11 protein-coding genes and 1 pseudogene are annotated in these 19,508 nt (G+C 37.7%); 2 read left to right on the forward strand and 10 right to left on the reverse strand.

Features of this window, described 5'->3' with window-relative positions; all coding sequences use genetic code 11:
- Nucleotides 1-8: 8 nt before the first annotated feature.
- Nucleotides 9-1,511 carry a RagB/SusD family nutrient uptake outer membrane protein gene (locus tag HMPREF9009_RS18880; RefSeq protein WP_232313626.1) on the forward strand — a complete coding sequence of 501 codons (1,503 nt, stop codon included), beginning with the start codon at nucleotides 9-11 and terminating at the stop codon, nucleotides 1,509-1,511.
- 191 nt (nucleotides 1,512-1,702) lie between these two features.
- Nucleotides 1,703-2,211: pseudogene (locus tag HMPREF9009_RS18885) on the forward strand (SGNH/GDSL hydrolase family protein); the annotation flags it as partial.
- Nucleotides 2,212-2,981: 770 nt separating this feature from the next.
- On the opposite strand, the gene HMPREF9009_RS18890 reads toward HMPREF9009_RS18885, so the two are convergent.
- The 10 genes from HMPREF9009_RS18890 to HMPREF9009_RS18935 all read right to left on the reverse strand — a co-directional run bounded on the left by HMPREF9009_RS18890 (nucleotide 2,982) and on the right by HMPREF9009_RS18935 (nucleotide 19,501).
- Nucleotides 2,982-5,645 (reverse strand): alpha-L-rhamnosidase, encoded by a 2,664-nt coding sequence (locus tag HMPREF9009_RS18890; RefSeq protein WP_053095318.1) that lies wholly within the window; start codon nucleotides 5,643-5,645, stop codon nucleotides 2,982-2,984.
- A gap of 3 nt (nucleotides 5,646-5,648) precedes the next feature.
- Nucleotides 5,649-6,773 carry a DUF4434 domain-containing protein gene (locus tag HMPREF9009_RS18895; RefSeq protein ID WP_147393845.1) on the reverse strand — a complete coding sequence of 375 codons (1,125 nt, stop codon included), beginning with the start codon at nucleotides 6,771-6,773 and terminating at the stop codon, nucleotides 5,649-5,651.
- A 102-nt stretch (nucleotides 6,774-6,875) separates the two neighbouring features.
- Nucleotides 6,876-7,817, reverse strand: coding sequence for a fimbrillin family protein (locus HMPREF9009_RS18900; protein WP_049702985.1), 942 nt, complete (start codon nucleotides 7,815-7,817; stop codon nucleotides 6,876-6,878).
- Between the two features lie 65 nt (nucleotides 7,818-7,882).
- Nucleotides 7,883-9,436, reverse strand: coding sequence for a fimbrillin family protein (locus tag HMPREF9009_RS18905; RefSeq protein WP_049702986.1), 1,554 nt, complete (start codon nucleotides 9,434-9,436; stop codon nucleotides 7,883-7,885).
- A 14-nt stretch (nucleotides 9,437-9,450) separates the two neighbouring features.
- On the reverse strand, nucleotides 9,451-10,572 hold the full coding sequence (locus HMPREF9009_RS18910; protein WP_049702987.1) for a DUF4434 domain-containing protein: 1,122 nt from the start codon (nucleotides 10,570-10,572) through the stop codon (nucleotides 9,451-9,453).
- Between the two features lie 52 nt (nucleotides 10,573-10,624).
- Nucleotides 10,625-12,514 (reverse strand): RagB/SusD family nutrient uptake outer membrane protein, encoded by a 1,890-nt coding sequence (locus HMPREF9009_RS18915; RefSeq protein WP_049702988.1) that lies wholly within the window; start codon nucleotides 12,512-12,514, stop codon nucleotides 10,625-10,627.
- Nucleotides 12,515-12,531: 17 nt separating this feature from the next.
- Nucleotides 12,532-15,615, reverse strand: a complete 3,084-nt coding sequence (locus HMPREF9009_RS18920) for a SusC/RagA family TonB-linked outer membrane protein (protein WP_232313628.1) — start codon at nucleotides 15,613-15,615, stop codon at nucleotides 12,532-12,534.
- An 8-nt stretch (nucleotides 15,616-15,623) separates the two neighbouring features.
- On the reverse strand, nucleotides 15,624-16,862 hold the full coding sequence (locus tag HMPREF9009_RS18925; RefSeq protein WP_049702990.1) for a n-acyl-d-glucosamine 2-epimerase: 1,239 nt from the start codon (nucleotides 16,860-16,862) through the stop codon (nucleotides 15,624-15,626).
- Between the two features lie 132 nt (nucleotides 16,863-16,994).
- Nucleotides 16,995-18,398 carry a sugar porter family MFS transporter gene (locus HMPREF9009_RS18930; protein ID WP_049702991.1) on the reverse strand — a complete coding sequence of 468 codons (1,404 nt, stop codon included), beginning with the start codon at nucleotides 18,396-18,398 and terminating at the stop codon, nucleotides 16,995-16,997.
- Nucleotides 18,399-18,403: 5 nt separating this feature from the next.
- Nucleotides 18,404-19,501 carry a DUF4434 domain-containing protein gene (locus HMPREF9009_RS18935; RefSeq protein ID WP_008644125.1) on the reverse strand — a complete coding sequence of 366 codons (1,098 nt, stop codon included), beginning with the start codon at nucleotides 19,499-19,501 and terminating at the stop codon, nucleotides 18,404-18,406.
- Nucleotides 19,502-19,508: the final 7 nt, after the last annotated feature.

Here is a 19,508-nt window from a genome sequence, read left to right on the forward strand (position 1 = left end):
AAGGTGTGATGGATCAAGATAGATTTTTTCTTTCGCCTGATGCTGGTTATAGTGCTGTCGTTAAGTGCTATAAAACTCTTAATGATGTAGCTGGATATGAAGCACCACGTATGGATTTATATAATATATCCACTGATGATTCGGAGAAAGGAGGGTCTGATGCAGGTGATCGCACTTTTGCGGGAGACCTTAGTTTCGGTCGAGCTTTGGCTTCCAATACTGATTTGGTTAACCTTTGGTCGAATATGTACAATGGGATAGCACGATGTAATATTTGCCTGGAGAATATACCCAATAAGCCTTTGGTGGATGCGGATGGCTATCCTCTGTCGAATGACGTAAAAGCCAGATATATAGGGGAAGTGAAGTTTCTCCGTGCTTTCTTTTACTTTGAACTCTGCAAGATCTTCGGCGGAGTACCTTTAGTTGATCGTACGCTGACAGTTGATGATAGTAAGAAGTTAGTCAGAGCTACAGAAGCAGAGACGGCTGATTTTATAATGAAAGATCTGTCAGAGGCCGCTTTAGAAAGTAATATACCTGATAAGGTTTCTTTACCGACTACAGAATTGGGACGTGTTACCAAAGAGGCTGTATGGGCTATGCAAGCACGTGTATATATGTATTTTGCAAAAGATAATCCATCCTATTATGCAGATGCACGTGATGCAGCAAAGAAAGTTATTGATTCGAAGAGCTGCGAATTAGCTCCCAATTTCCAATCACTTTACTTGAGTGACAACTACATGTTAAGTGAATCTATCTTCCCCAATATACGTGGTGATGTTCCAAACGATCACATTTATGGTTCTTTTACCCCCGTATATTCTAATCCAAGGTCTTGTGGAGCATACGGTTTTGACCAACCGACACAGAATCTTGTCGACGAATTTGAAGAAGGAGATCCTCGTTTATTGTACACGATTATAGAACCAGGTGATAAATTTCCTAAAGAGAAAGGGTCGGAAACACTGGATTTCTCAACATATCCTAATACAGGATACCACAGTCGTAAAGCTTTTCTTGTTGTTTCAAGAAGAGGTAATGGTTGGGGAGATGATGCTTGGACATTCCATATCATACGTTATGCAGATGTATTATTGTTATATGCTGAAGCTTTAATACAGACTAATGGAGATAAGGATGAAATTGTGAAATACATAAATATGGTCCGAGACCGTGCTAATGATTCCCGTTCGGGAGATATCGAAGCCACTTCACGTGTATTGATAATTCCTAATATTAAATTGAAACCTGTAACTGTTAATGATGATTTGCTGACAGCAGTCAAGCATGAACGCCGTGTTGAATTAGCAATGGAATACAATCGTTTGTATGATCTTAAACGTTGGAATTGTTATGTAGAAACAATGAATACTTTTTCCACCTATCCTTATGCCAAAGGACGTGGAGCTGCCTTTAAAAAAGGGATAAATGAATTATTCCCTATTCCGCAGATTGAGATAGACCGCTCTGGAGGTTCAATTAAACAAAATCCCGGATATAATTAAACTTTCAGTAAATGCTGACGTTGGTTTGGGACAGTTGAATCTGTCCCAAATGACGAAGGTAAAGGAGAGAGAAAAGAACGAGCAAATGAACAAACAAAATGAGAACATAAATATTTATTAATGAACAAAATTCTTCTTTTTGTAGCAGCTTTTAATTATTTATTTCTCGATGTTTCTATTGATATAAAATCATAGGAGTAGATTCGTTAGCCACCATCGATCAGCCTTTAATTGATTATTCGATCCGCAAAAAGCCAGTTGTATTTTATAGAACTGGTATCCTTCAAGGAGATTGTGCTTCACGTCCCGAAATGGCATATACCAATATCATATCGAGAAGATTGAACCGTGAATGTATCAACTTGGGGTTTAGCGGAAACGCACTTTTAGACTTGGAAGTGGCCAAAGTGATAGCCGAAGTAGATGCCAGCGTTTTTGTTTTAGACTTTGTGCCTAATGCTTCTGCAGAACAGATGAAAGAACGAATGGAAGCATTCTATCATATCATTCGTAGTAAACATTTGGATACACCAGTCTATTCAACTGGCTAAAGAAGGAAAATGAAAAGAATATCATTTTTATCTCTTCAAAAAATATACTGGGAGAAAATGGGGAAGCTACTATAGACGGTATTCATTTCACTGATTTAGGTATGATGAGATATGCTGATTTAGTTTATCCAATCATTATAATAAAATAATGACGCTATCGGCTCGGTATAGCATCATTATATGAAGCTTATAGCAACGCTATCTTGTTGACATAGCGTCACTATTTTAAATACTTTTGATAGGTGATTTTTTGTACGTTATATCAATAGAAACAAATCTTCAAGTATCAAAATGGTAAAATATCATTTTGGTATTTGAATGATGCTATAATTGAATTTATTCAGGCGAGCAGTCAGATACGGAAAAGAATCGCATAGATTAGCCATTAGTATTATTCAGAAATTCCTGAAATCCTTCCCTTAGAGAGCACAATCATTATTATTTGATATCATGCATTGCATAGTGAATGTATTTTTTAATCTATTTATGCATTTTGTTTAATAAAGTAAGTTCATAAAAGCACTTCTAATAAATCAAAAAATCCTATTTTTATGAGTCAAAATAGCTTTCTTTTAAACGTACGTGGCGTTTCTTATAAACCAACCGTGTATTTCTTTAAAACGAACCGTACGTTTCATTACAATCAACCATGTGTTTATCAAAAATAATGCGGTATTTATATGCGAATAACAGCTCTTTTTATTCATGATTATGCATATAAATACCACATTTTATCTGTTTCTCTTTCTACTACTATCAGTTTATAAAAAATAGTGGATAGCAAAATTGACTATAATCTGTCATCAAACTATTAACTTTAATATAAAATAATCATATTGATATTTATTCTTTTTATAATTCATATAAATTTATGCTTTCAAAATATTCTACTTATTGTTAATATATTATTTATTCAAACTTAACTCTTATCAAACAGCTTGTTGTTAGCAAATGTCAACATATGATTACCTGCATTTAGTTCTTTACTTATGCTTCCTATCTTAATTGTAGCTGTCGTATTTACGGGAACTATTACATTTAAAGTAATTTCATTGCCATTACGTTTCCAAGACGATTTTATTAGTCCATTTATTGAATTATATTCAGCATCCACCCAATCCAAACCGTTGACAAAGTGCGGTTGGATAAAAAAGTGTTTGAATCCAGGATGCTGTTCATCATAATTAATACCTGCCAGTATATTATACATCCAGGCACTGATGTCACCCATAAATATATGGTTGAGGGATTGATCTTTCGATGAATTAAATATCTTCCATTTTTCAGATAAAGTGGTAAGTCCTTGTTTCATCCAATATCCCCATGAAGGCATATCCTCGTTTATAGCTAACTCATAAGCCTGATTTGCATGACCATATTTAGCAAGCATACGTAGTACGGTTTTACTACCCAACATGCCAAAATCAAGTGTATTGTTATTTTGTGCCAATATTCGGCTCAATTTGTCTGCTACTTTTTGCGTATATTCTTCGGGGACAATATCTAAATATAAAGGAATACTTTGCGCAGCTTGAGTACCATTTGCATATATGCAACTATCTTTATTAAAATATTTCGCATTAATCAAACTTTTCAGCTTTTCTGCCTTCAAATTATAGATCGTCCCGTCTTTACCTATTAAGTCTGCAAATTTTGCCATATATTCATTTTCCATATAATAGTAACAGGTAGTAGTAAAGTCTGTTTGAGTTTGTGCTTCATAAAAACACCAGTCTCCAATACCAAAAGTTACCGTCCCCTCGTCATTTTCGCGACTTGATAAATAATGTAAATATTTTTGGCAGGTATTCCAAACCATTTCAATGCCTTTTTTATCACCATAATATCTGTATAAATTCATTGGTACAATGAATAATGCTGCATCCCATACAGGACCAATCCAATCTTCATATCCCCAACCTGATGATGGAATAATTCCTGATATTCTTCCGTCTTCAGTTTGGTTGTCGATTATGTCATTTATCCATTTTTCATAAAACGTAATTCCATCAAAGTTGAGCAATCCCAAATCCATGCTAACATGCGCATCAGCTGTCCACCCATTTTTTTCCCGTTGCGGACAATCTGTAGGAATACTCATCAAGTTACACAAATATGACTGGTTCGTCGCTTCCCATAAATCATTCAACAAACTATTCGAACAGCTGAATTTTCCTACAGGTTTTACTGCCGTATGAAAGAATAATCCTTTCAGGCTTTCTTTAGTAAGATGCACAGGACGGTCGGCTTTTACTTCAACATACTGAAAACCATGATAATTAAACGCCGGCACAAGTACATTGTCTTTACCATCCAGAATATAAAGATCTGTTTGAAAATCGATATCAGGACGTTTCGAGAAATAAATATCTATATTTCCCGTTTCCAAACGACCATCCGGTTTTAACAGCTCACCATGACGTACCGCCACTTTTGTACCACTTTCTCCCTTGATTGAAAGTTGGCAATAGCCCGCCATATTGATTCCCATGTCATATACGTAAACACTGTCACCATAGTTCTTCATAGATATGGGCAAAACCTCTCGGTCTATTTCTATAGCAGGCATAATCTGGGCACTCATAACAGAAGATGGTCCAGACACACATACCGCTTGTTTCCATGACGCATCATCGAAATCTTCTTTTTCCCAACCGACAATCTCCCGCTGTTTGTCATAAGTATCTCCTCCACATATATTATTCTGCAAATAGGGGCCTGTAGAGGTTTTCCAAGAAGAATCCGAATCGACTACTTGCCGGACACCATCCGCATATAATATATGCAATTCGCATATCATCCTTGCCCGATTGCGCCATCTTGCCTTTTCGAACTCCCATACACCCAAAGGAAAAATTTCATTATAAAATCCGTTGCCTAATACCGCAGATATCACATTATTTCCAGGTTTCAGCAAACCACTGACATCGCAAACACTATATAAGTTCCTTTTATCATAATGAGTAAATCCGGGGTTAAGAACAGCCGATGAGGCCGGTTCTCCATTAATATTCATTTTGCAATAAGCAGCAGCACTCACATACAAACGTGCTTTTTGAATGCTGGCATCTCTTGTCTGAAACACCTTTCTTAACATCGGCGACGGAAGATAATCCTTATCGTAGCTATCAGTAATCCATTCTCCTGTCCACTTCTCCGGATAAATTTTAGCAGTTTCAAAACTGTCTATCGGTGACTCTATCATGTTTGTTCCGTTCTTATCTGTGGCAACTACTTTCCAATAGTATTTCGTGCAAGATTCCAATTTTTTCATCCCTGTATACTTGCTTGCCGACAGGTCAGATTCTACAACACCAGAACTCCAAACAAGAGAATTACCGGCTATTTTTCGAGAAGGAAGATAGAGACAGCCTTTGTCTGTCGAAAGATACAGGCAATAGCTACCTTGCTTAAAGTCAGCATTATCGGAATGATAATTCCAATGGAACCGGGGCTGAGGAGAATCCACACAGATAGGATGGCTCGTATATTCGCATTTCATATCGGAAATTTCCACATTCCCAGCTTTACATGCACAGAGTATAAACAGCCCCAAAACACCAGAATAAATATATCCTTTCATAATTTATTTTTCTTTTTCCGCTGTGAAATAATAAGATGTACTACAAATCCACAGATACGTAAAGCCTAAGTTTCGTTGATTGGTTATTTCCTCCCGCAATTCTTTTTCCAAGGTAGCCATATCTTTATTTTCCATACCCGCCTCCAAGAACCACAAAGTACCTTGCAATTTAGGTTGAACCAATAATCCATCGGGAATATTGTCTGTCAGTGATTCAATATAGTTTTTATAGGCTTCATAGTTTGCTTTCCGATTATCAGCATTGACTTTTTGTCCATCCACTTCCGCTTCATATTCATCTTTAGGATTCATAAAAGGATAATACCCCCAATTAATAATACCTGTGCCATATTTTGCGGCAAGAAGCAACTTTTGTTTCAGCCAGTCTATCTGAGTAAATGCCCATTCCCGACTATGATTATGCTCCATTTCCAATGCTTCCGCCCAGTTGTCAGCTTCCACCTGTCCGGTTTCCACATTGACCCAAAATTCCTTTCCGGCTCTCTGGCAGGCTTTGGCTGCCGCAGCAAGGAAAGGCTCTCTTTCATCAAGAGTAAAGAAACTTAAATGTTCGGCTCCGGAATCCTGCAACATCAGAACGTCAATATCAGATTCTTTCATTGTATTAAACCACCAAGCCTCATACTCGGCAGGCGATTGATATCTGAATCCGCGGAACTCTTCTTTATCCAACAAAAAGAAAGGTGATATTGTCACTTTGCTGCCCGGGGCAATAGCATGGCATTTATTAGCTACAGACCTCCACAACTGTCTCCAGAAATTGGCCTGCTTATAATCCAGACTGTCCATGGGATTTATTTCATTATTCAAATACCAGCCCCAAAAGGAAGGATGATTGCCATACATCTCATGGTATGCAACAATGTGCTTATTACTTTTCTTTTTCAACACAGTAAGTATACTGTCATGATTTTCGTCCGGATGATATAATCCTCCACCGATTATATTTATGTCGCACATCACTTTCATACCTAATTCATCTGCGACAGAATAAATAATCTCCAAGACATTTTCTTTACATGGTATTTCGTTCCCTTTCGGTTTAGAAGAGCAACCTCCCATAATAAGACAAAAACAAGTAATGAAATATATACAGTTTTTTTTCATATCTTCTACCAATATTTACAGTTTTAATTAAAGGAAAAAGTGGCTAAAAAGACAGATAAGAAAGAGGCCCGCTCTTCAACCACCTTGATTAAAAATAATGTTTTAATTCTCCGGTCTTATAAACCCTTCATAATTTCCGTTATTTTCCCAGTCATAAATTGAAACATTGGAAACAACAAGTTTACCAGGACGAAATTCCACATCAATCACATAAATTTTTCCCATTGCGAAAGCTACATTTTCTACAATATCAATGGAATTTTCAGCCTGACCAATCTGGAAAGAAAGAGTCATGTCAACTTTCTCGTTAATATTGGGAACTGCCGTTATCATTTCAGTTGTAGTCTCCTCCGGATTTGTCGTAATCGACGTAAACGTTTCTTCAAAATTCAAAGCTGCATTCAAATTTTCAATGTTCGAGATAGTCCCCTTCAAAGCATTTAAGACAGCTTTTTTACCCAGCGCTTTTGAAGAAACACGAATATTTGAAATCGATTCATCACCTGCATAATTTTCTGTTTTGCTGAATCGCACCATGATACCAGCCATTGCATGACGCATCACTAAACAGGCTTGCGGTTTGTCTCTATTGACATGGGCAACTGAACCATACATATAATCAACGCAATCTTTATTATCAATGGGAATTGCAGTAAAATCGTTGTTTTTCTCAGAATACGGATAGCAAGCAACTGCATAACCTGATCGAGAAGATACTTTTACATCAGCTGCGCTCTTCCAGACTTGGTTTGTCCCGATACCCACAGAGGTGTATTTCTGATTCTTGTTGCCCTCTCCATAGTCTTCGCCATTCACATACATCATGGACACCCCAATAGAGGTATTATCCTTAAAGCCGCTTTCTGTAATAAGCGAACGTGTCAGCTCGGCTATTGAAACAGAAATCTGCAATGGTACCGGTTCCACCACTTCTTCATCAGGAATGACAATTTCATCCGAGATAGTATCTTCATCATTACTACACGCTGTAAAAAAGAGACCTGTAGATAAAACTAAAAATGTTGTTACATATAATATTTTCATATTTGTAATATTTTACACATTAAAATTGCAAAATCAGTTCTCAATAAAAATTAAAAGACGAATGATTATTCAACATCGCGAACCAAATTTGGATTGCGTGTCCAACTCTCATCGATTTGCATACGAGTTCCACATATACCACAATCAAAATATACAACCCATGCGCTACCACCGCCATTGGTCGTACTAGACCAATTAAGAGCATATCCTTCACTGATGACATCATTAACATCGCCACCGGCAGCTTTAATACGATGCAATTCCGCATTCAATTGGTTCCTATATTTATAAATCACAGCCAATTGCCCTAATGAAGGTATATACCACCCCTCTTTTAAAGCGGCAGCATTTGCCTTTATAATAGGATACTCATCTCCTTCATAACCACCATTTGCCTTTATCATAGCAGCTGTATTACTTTTACCATCGAAATCATTTAAAGCACCTTTGCTACCTAACCATGAACCATCAGATATATGTGGAAAATCTGTACTTGTTCCATCGAATATTACAACGTATGAATTACTTCCATCGGAAGTAGAAAAATACGGGATATCGACAAATGGGTCATTCGTGGTACGCCATTTCACCGGATCGGAGTTGAATGTAGTACGCACTATCATTTTATGATTGCCCGGCAAATATTCTTTATCAGTAATCATGATTCCTGTAATATTTTTCACGTTATATTCTTGCTTTCCTTTATCATTGACGAATGTAAGATTTTCTGTCTCGGAAATGAATGTGTCTTCGGTGATACCTGTCACCTTACACTTATACAAAGCATTTTGCTTGAATGTCACAGTTCTCTTTGTCTCAAGCTTATAAGTCGTATCATTCATTTTCACTTTGATACTTATCTTCCCGGCATCTAATCCTGACGGTTCTCCGTTCTCCAACTGATTGGGTACAAGCAGTATATATTTTTTCAACGCTTTTGTATTATCAGCCTCTACCTCATCAACCGTCGGCACATATTCATCATTATAAGTAACAACTACTTCCTGATCGGAGTTAGTAGGGGTAACTATTCCCGTCGTTACATCCAACACACTTGTTGTGCCAATACCTGATCCACTGATAGAAATGGATTTCAAATTAGAATCAGTCACATTCGTATTGCGTGCAATCTCAACTTCCAATATAGCTAAGGCGTGATGAAAAGAGAGGGACACTCGCGAGTTTACGCTACTGACAACAATAGGTGCGGCATACAGATAGTCAATCTGACTATCATCAACAACAATCGGCAGTTGTTTGATGTTACTTATTGTTTCATTATATGGATAATATGCAAAAAGATGTCCTTCGCTATTGCTTATCATCAATTCTTCGTCGGTTGAAATCCATTCGTCTCCATTTCTCTGATAAGGCATGTTATTGTAGTCCTTACCATCATAATAACCTCCGTCTTTCCCTTGCAGTGACAGACCAAAATATCCTTTTAATCCCTCTTTGTTAAAATTCATTTCTTCTCCTCCAATGATAGAGGGAGCTTGCATAGTGAATGTCAAAGGAGAATCTTCACTTGCATAAAAGTTGTCCTGAACAAGTTCCTTGTCGTTAGAACAGGCTATCAATAAAACTGTTGATAATAGAATATAAATTATATTTTTCATGTTGTTTCATTTTATTATTTTACAACAAAGTGATTACAAGCATTAACCAGCCAAATGTATTCAAATCCTAATTTTTTCTGATTGGTGATTTCTTTACGGAGGGCAGTCTCAAGTTCTTTTCCGTCCAGACTGCCCAAATCGGTCGGGAACCACCATAGGGTTCCTTTAATTTTGGGTTGAGCTTTCATTCCTGCCGGTATTGTTGAAGGAACTCTCTTCTGATATTCCAGATAAGCATTATAATTAGCTTGTCGAGTCGTATTATCCATACCCGATCCATGTACAACTAACGGGCTGTTATCAGTAGAAGGATCCATATAAGGATAATATCCCCAGCTGACAATACCTGTTGCATATTGAGCAGCTAGTTCTATTTTCTCCTGAAGCCAGTCTATCGGAGTAAAACGCCATACCTGAGTTCCGTTTCTTTCCATCTCCAAAGCATGTTCCCAGTCTCTAGCCAATATTTCAGCTGTCTCGATATTGCCCCAAAGTTCTTTGCCGGTTCTCCGGCAAGCATTATAAAAAGCTTTATAAAAGGCTTCTCTTTCGGCAAGAGTAAAGAACGACAAATGTTCTGCACCTGAATCTTGCAGCATGACAATATCAATTCCGCTTGCTTTCAATGTATTATACCACCATGTTTCGGTTTCTTCCGGCGTTATAAACTTGAATCCCCGATGAGTGCCTTGATCTAGGATGAAAAAAGGAGAAATCGTCACTTTTGTTCCTGGAGCAACACTATGACAACTCTCTGCCACTCCTTTCCAAAGTTCTCTCCAAAACAACGACTTTGATTTTTGCATTTCAGTCAAAGGATTGATCTCGGTATTAATATACCATCCCCAAAATGATGCATGATGTCCATAGCAATTATGATATAACTTAATATAATTATCACATTTGTTGACCAAGTCTCTTGCAGCATATTTACCGTAATAACTACCACCGGATAAATTAACATCACAAATGACTTTCATGTCCAATTCGTCTGCAATAGAATATATCATTTCTAATTCACCTTTTTTCTGATCCACCTCTTTCACATCTGTTACATCATTATCATCAGACGAACAGGAACTACAAGGTATCAAAGCCCAAAGAAACAATATAATTAAAAATATGTTTTTTCTCATAATCTAATTGAATTATATTAGGATGTTTGTTTTTAATAATAAATTTCATACATTAATATCTCGGATTTTCCACCAAATTAGAATTGGCTCCGATTCTTGCCTGAGTAATCGGGAAATAGTAATTAGATTCCGGAAATTGAGGCTGGTTAGCTCCGTCAACATGATCTAAAAATTCGATCCAATATTTACGTGTTTCATAATCCAAGACATAACGCACACCTGTATACCATTGTGTAAGAGCTTCTTCAGCATCACGCCATCTACGCAAATCCCAATATCTGTGGTTTTCAAAAGCCAGCTCCACTTTCCTTTCATGTTTAATTTTGTCTAAATCAATAGAAGTGAGTTTGTTAATGCCGGCTCTTTTACGGATCTGATTCACAAATTCAAGAGCTTCTCCGTCTTTTCCCAACTCATAAGCAGCCTCAGCCATATTCAATAGAATTTCGCCATAGCGGAAAATCATATAATCAGTACGTGATTCACACAGCCAAATCATATTGTTAGCAGAAGGGTCTACATATTTCATAATGCCAAATCCGGTATTTGTCACTCCGGAAAGAACATGATGCTGGCTTTGATATCCTACAGCCTTTACGCCATTATAACTGTCGTTAGCGTTATACGAAGTTGTGCCGTCTGGTTTTCTCAAGCCTATATGAAAATCTATCTTTCCATTTCCATATTCTTCGCCTGCACATTTTTCCCATTCATCTCCATTGGTATAGATAGATGCTTTAAACCGAGGATCCTTATTAGCCCAGAGTTCCTCCATTGTCCATAAACGACTTTTTACATAGTCTCTATCAAGTTTGCCGGATGTACCATCGATATATTCAAATTCTTCTACCATTTCAAGGTATGGACCATTTTCATTTCCACAGTTCCACACATTAGGATTGGGAGCTTGCATCATATCCCACGACCATGTACAAAGTCCGCCGCCGCTATTAAATCCTGTTCCATAATGCTGTTTGACCATAATAGCCTCACAGTTTTTCTTGGTCAGAAACAAATCCTTAAAATTCTGCACTTTATCACTATTCTCATCGTACAGTTTAAATCCTCCCTTCGTTATTATTTCTTGACAGGCATTATAAGATTTCTGAAAATAGTTATCAGCTTCACTGGAAGAAATGCCTAATAATCCGTCTAATTGCACCTTGCCATATTTGGCAATACTTCCGGCATAGAGTGCAGCACGGGATTCGAGAGCCAAAGCAGCCCACTTGCTTGCACGTCCCCACTCTGTCTGACCGGCTAAATCCTCCTTGATATCTTCACATTCAGATATGATAAAATCGTACACATCCTTTTCTGATGTTCTTATAGGATAGAGCACTTCATCAGGAGAATCTACATTAGGCACAACTGTCAGCATGGGAAACGCACCATATCGCTTAACCATTGAATAGAAAATATAGGCACGTAGGAAACGGCATTCCGCCAATCTAAGCTTTATCAGCTCTGCATCAAGAGGAGAATCAGGCAAATTAGCAATGGCGTTATTCAGATTACGTAAAGTATAATATGCATTTTCCCAATATTCGGAACAACCTCCATTTGAAGGAATCCCTGAAATCTTATAAGCAGCCAAGTTATCCCATGAATCAGAGTTGTATTTAGTCTCATCTGTAATATCCATTATCAACCGAGGACCAAACGCTTGCGAACTGTTTCCGAAAAAATAATTCATATCAGTCGAACGCGGATCTTGATTCATCGGACTTCCTGTCCAACTATTAAACAATGTAGTTGCATCACCCACCATTACCGGAGTGTACATATATTGCGATGCTATAAAATTATCCAAAAGAGTAGCGTTAGACCAAACATCATTATCCGTATATATATTAAGCGGTCTTTTGTCTAATACATCGTAGCATGAAATGCATGATAACACAGCCACAATGAATGAAATGTTTATACATATCTTTCTCATATAATTCTTTTTTTATATTAGAACTCTAAATTGACTCCAAAACTAAATGTCCTCTGCTGGGGATAATAGTAAACTGTAGAAACGCCATCAGCAACCTCCGGATCGACGCCATATTTGCTTAATGTGCTTAGTGTAAACAAGTTGGTACCGGCTAAATAGAATCTCAATTTTTGAATGCCAACCCTATTCATCCATCTTCTCGGAACTTCATATCCTATAGATGCATATTTCATACGTAGATAAGCTGTATTATGTAAACGATAATCAGAAAACAAGCTATTAGTTGAAGCTCCCCCATAACGTGGCACCAAGGCGTTAGAATCGAAATTGTCTATGGTCCAACGATGTTCATACGTAAAATTAGTCGGAACACTTTGCAAATCGACATTAGTAGAATACCCCCAAGCTCCTTGTAACAAGAATGTCACATCGAACCCTTTCCATTTGAACGTACCGTTAAGACCTGCTATCCAATTCGGTGTTGCCCCCTTACCTATCTCAATCTGGTCTCTCCAATCCAACACATTGTCTCCGTTTAAATCTTTATAAATCACATCGCCCGGACGCAATGAAGAATTATTACCGAGATCAGAATAGACATACGGCAAATTGTCTATTTGTTCTTGAGATTGGAACAGGCCGTCTGACACATATCCAAACTGACGATTAGTCCATCTCCCTGTTTTCCTATTCAATCTATCCTGATCTTCATCTTCATAATCGGGTTCATCGTATTTATCCCATTTTGAGCGTGCCCAAGTAAGATTAGTGGTAATATCCATCGAGAAATCTCCCAATTTCCAATAAGTACCCAATAATAGCTCAAAACCACGAGTATTGATAGCATTTAAGTTTACCGTAGGCAGCGTGGCACCAAAACTTGAAGGAACAGAATTTACTCTTGTGCCAGGAATGCCGGAGCGAAGACGATAAAATGCATCAACAGAACCATACAACTTCCTACTCAGGAAACTGAAATCCACTCCTCCATTGTAAATCTTCATCTTTTCCCAAGTTAATGCCGGATTTGCTAATCCAGTGACATACAATCCTGAATATGTTACATCTCCTAATCTATATTGACCATCAAATCCATAACCTGATAAATAAGGAAATTCATTCGCTGCATTTAAACCTACTGCATCATCACCTGATTCACCATAGCTTGCTCTCAATTTTAAGTTATCAATGAATGACAAACGATTCATAAATGATTCTTCAGACATTACCCATCCCAAGGATACACTGGGGAAATATCCCCATCGATGGTGCTTTGGAAATCTGGCAGATGCATCTGCACGAAAAATTGTCTCCAACAGGTATCTATTCTTATAGGAATAATTCAAACGGCCAATCCAACTGGCACGTCCCATTTCGCTTGCAGTTCCATCGGCTATTGAAGTGGTGTTGTCACCGGCAATTATCTGTTCGATGGCTGTATTTGTGTAATTGGAACGGCTCCCCATCAAATAATCACCTCTATAATCGGTACTTTCAAACACCCCCATAACTGAAATTTTATGTTCTTGAGCAAACGTATTTTCGTAATTCAGAGAGTATTGTTGAATGAACTGTTTATTATATATATAAGATTCGGTAGACTTAGTCGGGTCACTACCTCTATTAAGGGTGTATTGGTCAGTGTCAATGTCATAACTATAAAATAGATTTTGCCTTCTGAATTCTTTCATTTTATCAGAAGTCTCCTGCATACTGATAAATGCTTTCAGGCTAAGTCCGGGTATTTGCAGAATATCATATTTGGCAGTTGCGTTAATACGGTTTGTCCTATACCTGTTCTTTTGATAACCATTAAGTTCCGTACTTCCGGCTGCAATAATGTTACCTTCAGCAATACCTCCATAGGCAAGTTTCGATTTATCAGGTAGTTCTGCCGGATACTTAGCATCCGTACTATATAATCTTAGCCAGAAATTCGCTCCTCCGTTCAACCCCATATACGAAAAGCACTTATCTTCATAGATGGAATTTGCATCCATTGACAGTGAAAAGTTTTTAGTAATTTTCGCATCAACATTCAATTGGAAATTATAACGTGAATAGTCGCCACCATCATGACGAATGATAGTTTCTTGTTTGTTATATCCAAAGTAGGTATAAAATTTAATATTTTCATTTCCACCGGAAATACTTATATTATGATTTTGTTGGGGAGCATATTTTCTCATAGCAAGACCAAACCAATCAGTATTGGGGTAGTGCGGGTCTGTACCTTGAAAATATTTTTCTATCTGTTCCGGAGTATATGGAGCAGCTTCGTCAGGTTTTTCTTGATTTTGATAAAGTTCCAAGGCCAATTGTGCACTTTGACCGGCATTTTGCGGTTTGTTGATATGCGTTGAACCTTGCAAAGTAAATGAAGAATTAACGGTAACAGTCGGTTTTTGATTAGTACCACGTTTCGTTGTAATAAGAATTACACCATTACCGGCTCTGGCTCCATAAATGGAGGCAGCTCCATCCTTCAATACCGAAATAGAAGCGATTTGGTTAGCATCAATATTGTTCAATGAAGATTCTACTCCATCTACAATAATTAAAGGAATACCAAAGCCACGAATATTTAATGACGAAGAATCACTGCCGGGAAGTCCTCCCTCCTGTTTGGCTATTACACCAGGAAGTTGTCCTCCCAACATATTGGTTACATTGGCAATAGGAGCAGTAGTCAATTTCTCATTTTTTACATTTGAAATAGAACCGGTTAACATTCCTTTCTTTTGTGTTCCATAACCAACAACAACAACCTCATCCAGTAATTTGGTGTCTTCAGACATTGTGATATTAAAAAATCTTTTCTCTTTTATCGTTACAGATTGTTGTTGCATTCCTACGTAATCAATTTTTAAGACAGATGTAGTTGAAACTCCATTCAACGTAAAATTTCCATTGATATCAGTCGTCGTACCATTTGTACTTCCTACTACTACAATTGTAGCTCCAATAAGAGGTTCTCCCTGAATATCTTTAACAACCCCTCGTATAGATATTTCTTGGGCATATATACACGAACATATTATACACATCGATATCAATACGATGCTCTTCAATAAATTAAATTTAAAGTTTCTTTGTTTCATATCTACAACTATAAAATATTATCACTATTTACATAATTTCTTGGGGATATATGCATTACATTAAGTCGATTAATTTTCTCTAATTCTAGTTGTTTTAGTATGTTCCAGCATTGAAATAATCCTCTTGGTACATGGAAACAACCTTTCCATTTTCCTCCTTTGAGTGGCAACAACACTTCTCCTCTTCGGTTTAAGTATCCATACCATTCGGGGTGTTCTTTATCCTTAAAATGTGTCCAAGTGTAGTCATGTACCTTTTCAAACCATTTTAGGCATTTTTGATCTCCCGTTAGTTGATAACCTTTTAGTAGAGATATCAAGGTCTCAATGTGCACCCACCAGAGTTTCTGATCCCACTCCAATTGTTGAGGTGGGCAACCATTACGATCCATAAAGTAATAAATGCCACCGTACTCTTTATCCCAACCATAATTGAGCATTGTAAGGGTGGTCTCTTTGGCTTTCTCTATCAATTCAGGACGATTCAGGCGTTTACCTAGATCCATGATAAACCACATCGCTTCGATGGCATGGCCGGGGGTCAGCTGACGGCCTTCAAAACAGTCAACCAGACTACCGTCGACATCTACATTTTCAAGAATGATACCTCCGAGTTCAGGACGGTAAAAAATTTCCATTACTTCGTAGATGCAAGTTTCCATCGTTTCTTTTAGATAATTTTCATCTAAAAGATGTTCTATCTCCTGAGCCAGATTACAGAGTATCATCGGCAGGGCAAAGTTCTTCAGATTACGGGTCCCCGGATGAAGTTTGTTCCATTTGCCTTTCGGATTATCCACTTTAGACAGGATAATATCGAAGGTTTTTTTGGCAATGTCTGCATATTCCTGATTGCCTGTGGCCAGACTTAGCTGGCCGAAAGCCATGGTGGCGAATGTATACGAAAATATATTGTACGGTTCTACCAATGGTCTACCCGAACGATCGAGAGAAAAATACCAGTTATAGTTTCCGTCATGTCCATATTTTTTTAAAAAATCTCCACCTTGAATAGCACAATCCAACCATTCCTGACGTTTTTCTATTTTATTGTAGAGCATGGAGAACATCCATACTTCTCTACCTTGCAACCAAACGAATTTATCCGTATCGAAAACTTTTCCTTCACGATCAAGACATGTGAAATAACCACCATATTCATGATCCTGCGAGTTTTTGAGCCAAAAAGGAAGGACATTGTCCAAAAGTTCATCCTTGTACTGATTTGCTAATTTCTTAAAATCCATAATATTATCTATTATATGACAGCATGGATAAGTAATCGATGATAACGTTTATTGAATGGCCATACAAAAAACATCTCTAACTATTCCTACTGTCTAGTTGTAAATTTATTAATTATAAGGTCTATTTTATATTTATTCCGAACGGGTCCAGTATCTTTCAATCTCCTCCAGCGACTTCCCGGTGGTCTCCGGCACGAGTTTCCAGACAATCAGCATATACGGTACGCACATAACGGCAAACAGGAAGAATGTTCCGGCGGGGGTAAGGTTCTGGAGCATCCAGGGGGTTAACTGTCCGATCAGGTACGTTCCGATCCACAGAGCAAATCCTGCTATCGACATGGCTAGTCCGCGAACCTTGGTGGGATACATTTCCGAGAGGAGTACGAACACCACGGCACAGATGGATACGGCACAGCAGAATACATAGAACAGGAAGAAAATGAGCAGGAAGAGGCTGGATACTCCCAGGGAATCTCCGAAGAGGAAGTAAAGACCGATAAGGACCAGAGAAACAACCATACCCGAAACTCCATAATAAACCAGCTTCTTGCGGCCCACCTTATCGATGATGACAAGAGCCAGAACCGTGGTCAAAGTATTGACTAGTCCTACCAGAACTTGGTAAAAAAGAGAATCGCCACCTGAAAGTCCTGCATTTTCAAAAATAGAAGGGCCGTAATAGAGCACTGCATTCACTCCCATAAATTGCCCTAAAATGGCAATACAAACACCGATAATAACAGCTTTGAAGATTCCAGGCTTCATTAATAACGACCATTCCGATCTCGTTTCAGAGGTCAGTACAGATTTCGTTTCTTTTAATTGACTTTTCGCTTCTGTAATTGAATTATATATTTTTTCTAATATATTTACAGCCTTCAATTCCTTTCCACGCACGATTAACCAGCGAGGACTTTCCGGAATAAAGAATATGATTATGAAGAATAAGATTGCTGGCAATGTTTCCATACCCAACATACCTCTCCATACTTCAGTTATAAATACTTTATTCAACCAATCCACACTCAATTGCGTACCACTCTCCGCCCATGCCAATAATTGATAGTTAACTAAATAAGCTCCTAAGAAACCGACTGTTACAGCCAACTGATACAATGACACTAGGCGTCCTCTATACTGTGCCACGGCTACTTCAGATATATAAAGAGGAGAAACAATGGAAACAACCCCTATCCCTACTCCACCTATTATCCGATAGATCACCAATTGAGTAAAATCGGCAGATAGTGCACACCCCAAAGCTGATGTAGAGAACAATACGGCTGAAATAACCATCGTAAGTTTTCTTCCTAACTTATCGCTTAAGATTCCAGCAAAAAGAACACCTACGATAGAGCCTACTAAAGCACATCCTACATACCATCCCTGTTGCAGTGCATCTAATTGAAAAAGTTGAGTCACTTGGGCAATTGTTCCCGATATAACTGCGGTATCATATCCGAACAAAAAGCCTCCCAATGCTGCCACAACAGAAAGGAATATAAGATAACCAAAATTGATTGTAGACTTCATAACATTTATTTTATTTCAAAATATTCTTTATATCTGTCATATAAATGACCTGCTTGCAGGTAGGCTGATTGTGGACTCATAAAATGAGAAAATTCAAAAGTAATAGCCTTATCATATCCGGCACGTTTGGCTGCTTCCAACTTCATCCGAAGTTTATCAAACTTAATGGGTAGAAAACGAATTGGCATATCACGGTCAAAAGATTCGGCATTTGTCCAACATTGCATACCATACTTGTCTGCTAATTTTTTATTGACAGAAAAGAACGCATCCAATTCGTCATAATCAATATGCCCATCTTGAAATGCACATGCATCTACCACATCATGAATTCCATCAAAAATTTCATCCCATTCTTTTTCGTGTTGTTGTACAGAAACGGCATCTTCTTTAGTCATTTTTGTCGTTCCCATGATTGCTTTTTTGCCATCAATCCAAGGCGATATAAAAGTCGGTAATCCATTAGATATATCCTTACATTGTTTTCCTAATGCATGGAAAGCACCAATCGCCCCTTTCGTTGCCCGGCTTATTTCACCACTGATATACCATCCTCCAAAACTTTTATACTTGGAACCATAATTTTCCCAAACTTCATCAATTACATATTTGTTATCTTCCACTTCCCAGGTCATATCCCCTGTGTCCCAGTATTTACCCGAATCGTATAGTCCAAAATAGAATTTCATTCCATACTTTTCAGCTAAACGTAAAAACATATCCACCAAGTCAACAGAAGGCATATAACAACCTTTCTTCAATAAATAAGGAGAAGGAAAAGTGACAAACTTACGATAACCAGAACGGATCATTATTACCGTATCAATTCCTATATTTTTCATGTGCTGAAAATCCAAGTCCCATTCTTTCTCACCCCAGTTCTGATGTGGAATATCATGTGATATTTCATCCAAAAAAGTTCCGGTAATTTTTAAGCCATTGTTTTTAGGAACAATGAGTTTACTTTCCAAACCATCAGTTGCCACTACTGTACTGGCACTAGCTTTTGAAGTACAAGATTCAAACAAAGTTGGTACAGTCAAGGCTGACGCGCCAGCCAATGTGGCTTTTTTTAGAAAGTCTCTTCGATCTAATGTTTTCATATTAGTT

Source organism: Bacteroides sp. 3_1_13, assembly GCF_001185845.1.
GTDB classification, from domain to species: domain Bacteria; phylum Bacteroidota; class Bacteroidia; order Bacteroidales; family Bacteroidaceae; genus Bacteroides; species Bacteroides xylanisolvens.

What these genes read in the sequence shown, in the direction of transcription:
- HMPREF9009_RS18895 (WP_147393845.1), bottom strand. Translation starts at nt 6,773, where the DNA reads ATGAAAAAAAACTGTATATATTTCATTACTTGTTTTTGTCTTATTATG.
- HMPREF9009_RS18880 (WP_232313626.1), top strand. Translation starts at nt 9, where the DNA reads ATGGATCAAGATAGATTTTTTCTTTCGCCTGATGCTGGTTATAGTGCT.
- HMPREF9009_RS18910 (WP_049702987.1), bottom strand. Translation starts at nt 10,572, where the DNA reads ATGAGAAAAAACATATTTTTAATTATATTGTTTCTTTGGGCTTTGATA.
- HMPREF9009_RS18900 (WP_049702985.1), bottom strand. Translation starts at nt 7,817, where the DNA reads ATGAAAATATTATATGTAACAACATTTTTAGTTTTATCTACAGGTCTC.
- HMPREF9009_RS18930 (WP_049702991.1), bottom strand. Translation starts at nt 18,398, where the DNA reads ATGAAGTCTACAATCAATTTTGGTTATCTTATATTCCTTTCTGTTGTG.
- HMPREF9009_RS18890 (WP_053095318.1), bottom strand. Translation starts at nt 5,645, where the DNA reads ATGAAAGGATATATTTATTCTGGTGTTTTGGGGCTGTTTATACTCTGT.
- HMPREF9009_RS18920 (WP_232313628.1), bottom strand. Translation starts at nt 15,615, where the DNA reads ATGAAACAAAGAAACTTTAAATTTAATTTATTGAAGAGCATCGTATTG.
- HMPREF9009_RS18925 (WP_049702990.1), bottom strand. Translation starts at nt 16,862, where the DNA reads ATGGATTTTAAGAAATTAGCAAATCAGTACAAGGATGAACTTTTGGAC.
- HMPREF9009_RS18915 (WP_049702988.1), bottom strand. Translation starts at nt 12,514, where the DNA reads ATGAGAAAGATATGTATAAACATTTCATTCATTGTGGCTGTGTTATCA.
- HMPREF9009_RS18905 (WP_049702986.1), bottom strand. Translation starts at nt 9,436, where the DNA reads ATGAAAAATATAATTTATATTCTATTATCAACAGTTTTATTGATAGCC.
- HMPREF9009_RS18935 (WP_008644125.1), bottom strand. Translation starts at nt 19,501, where the DNA reads ATGAAAACATTAGATCGAAGAGACTTTCTAAAAAAAGCCACATTGGCT.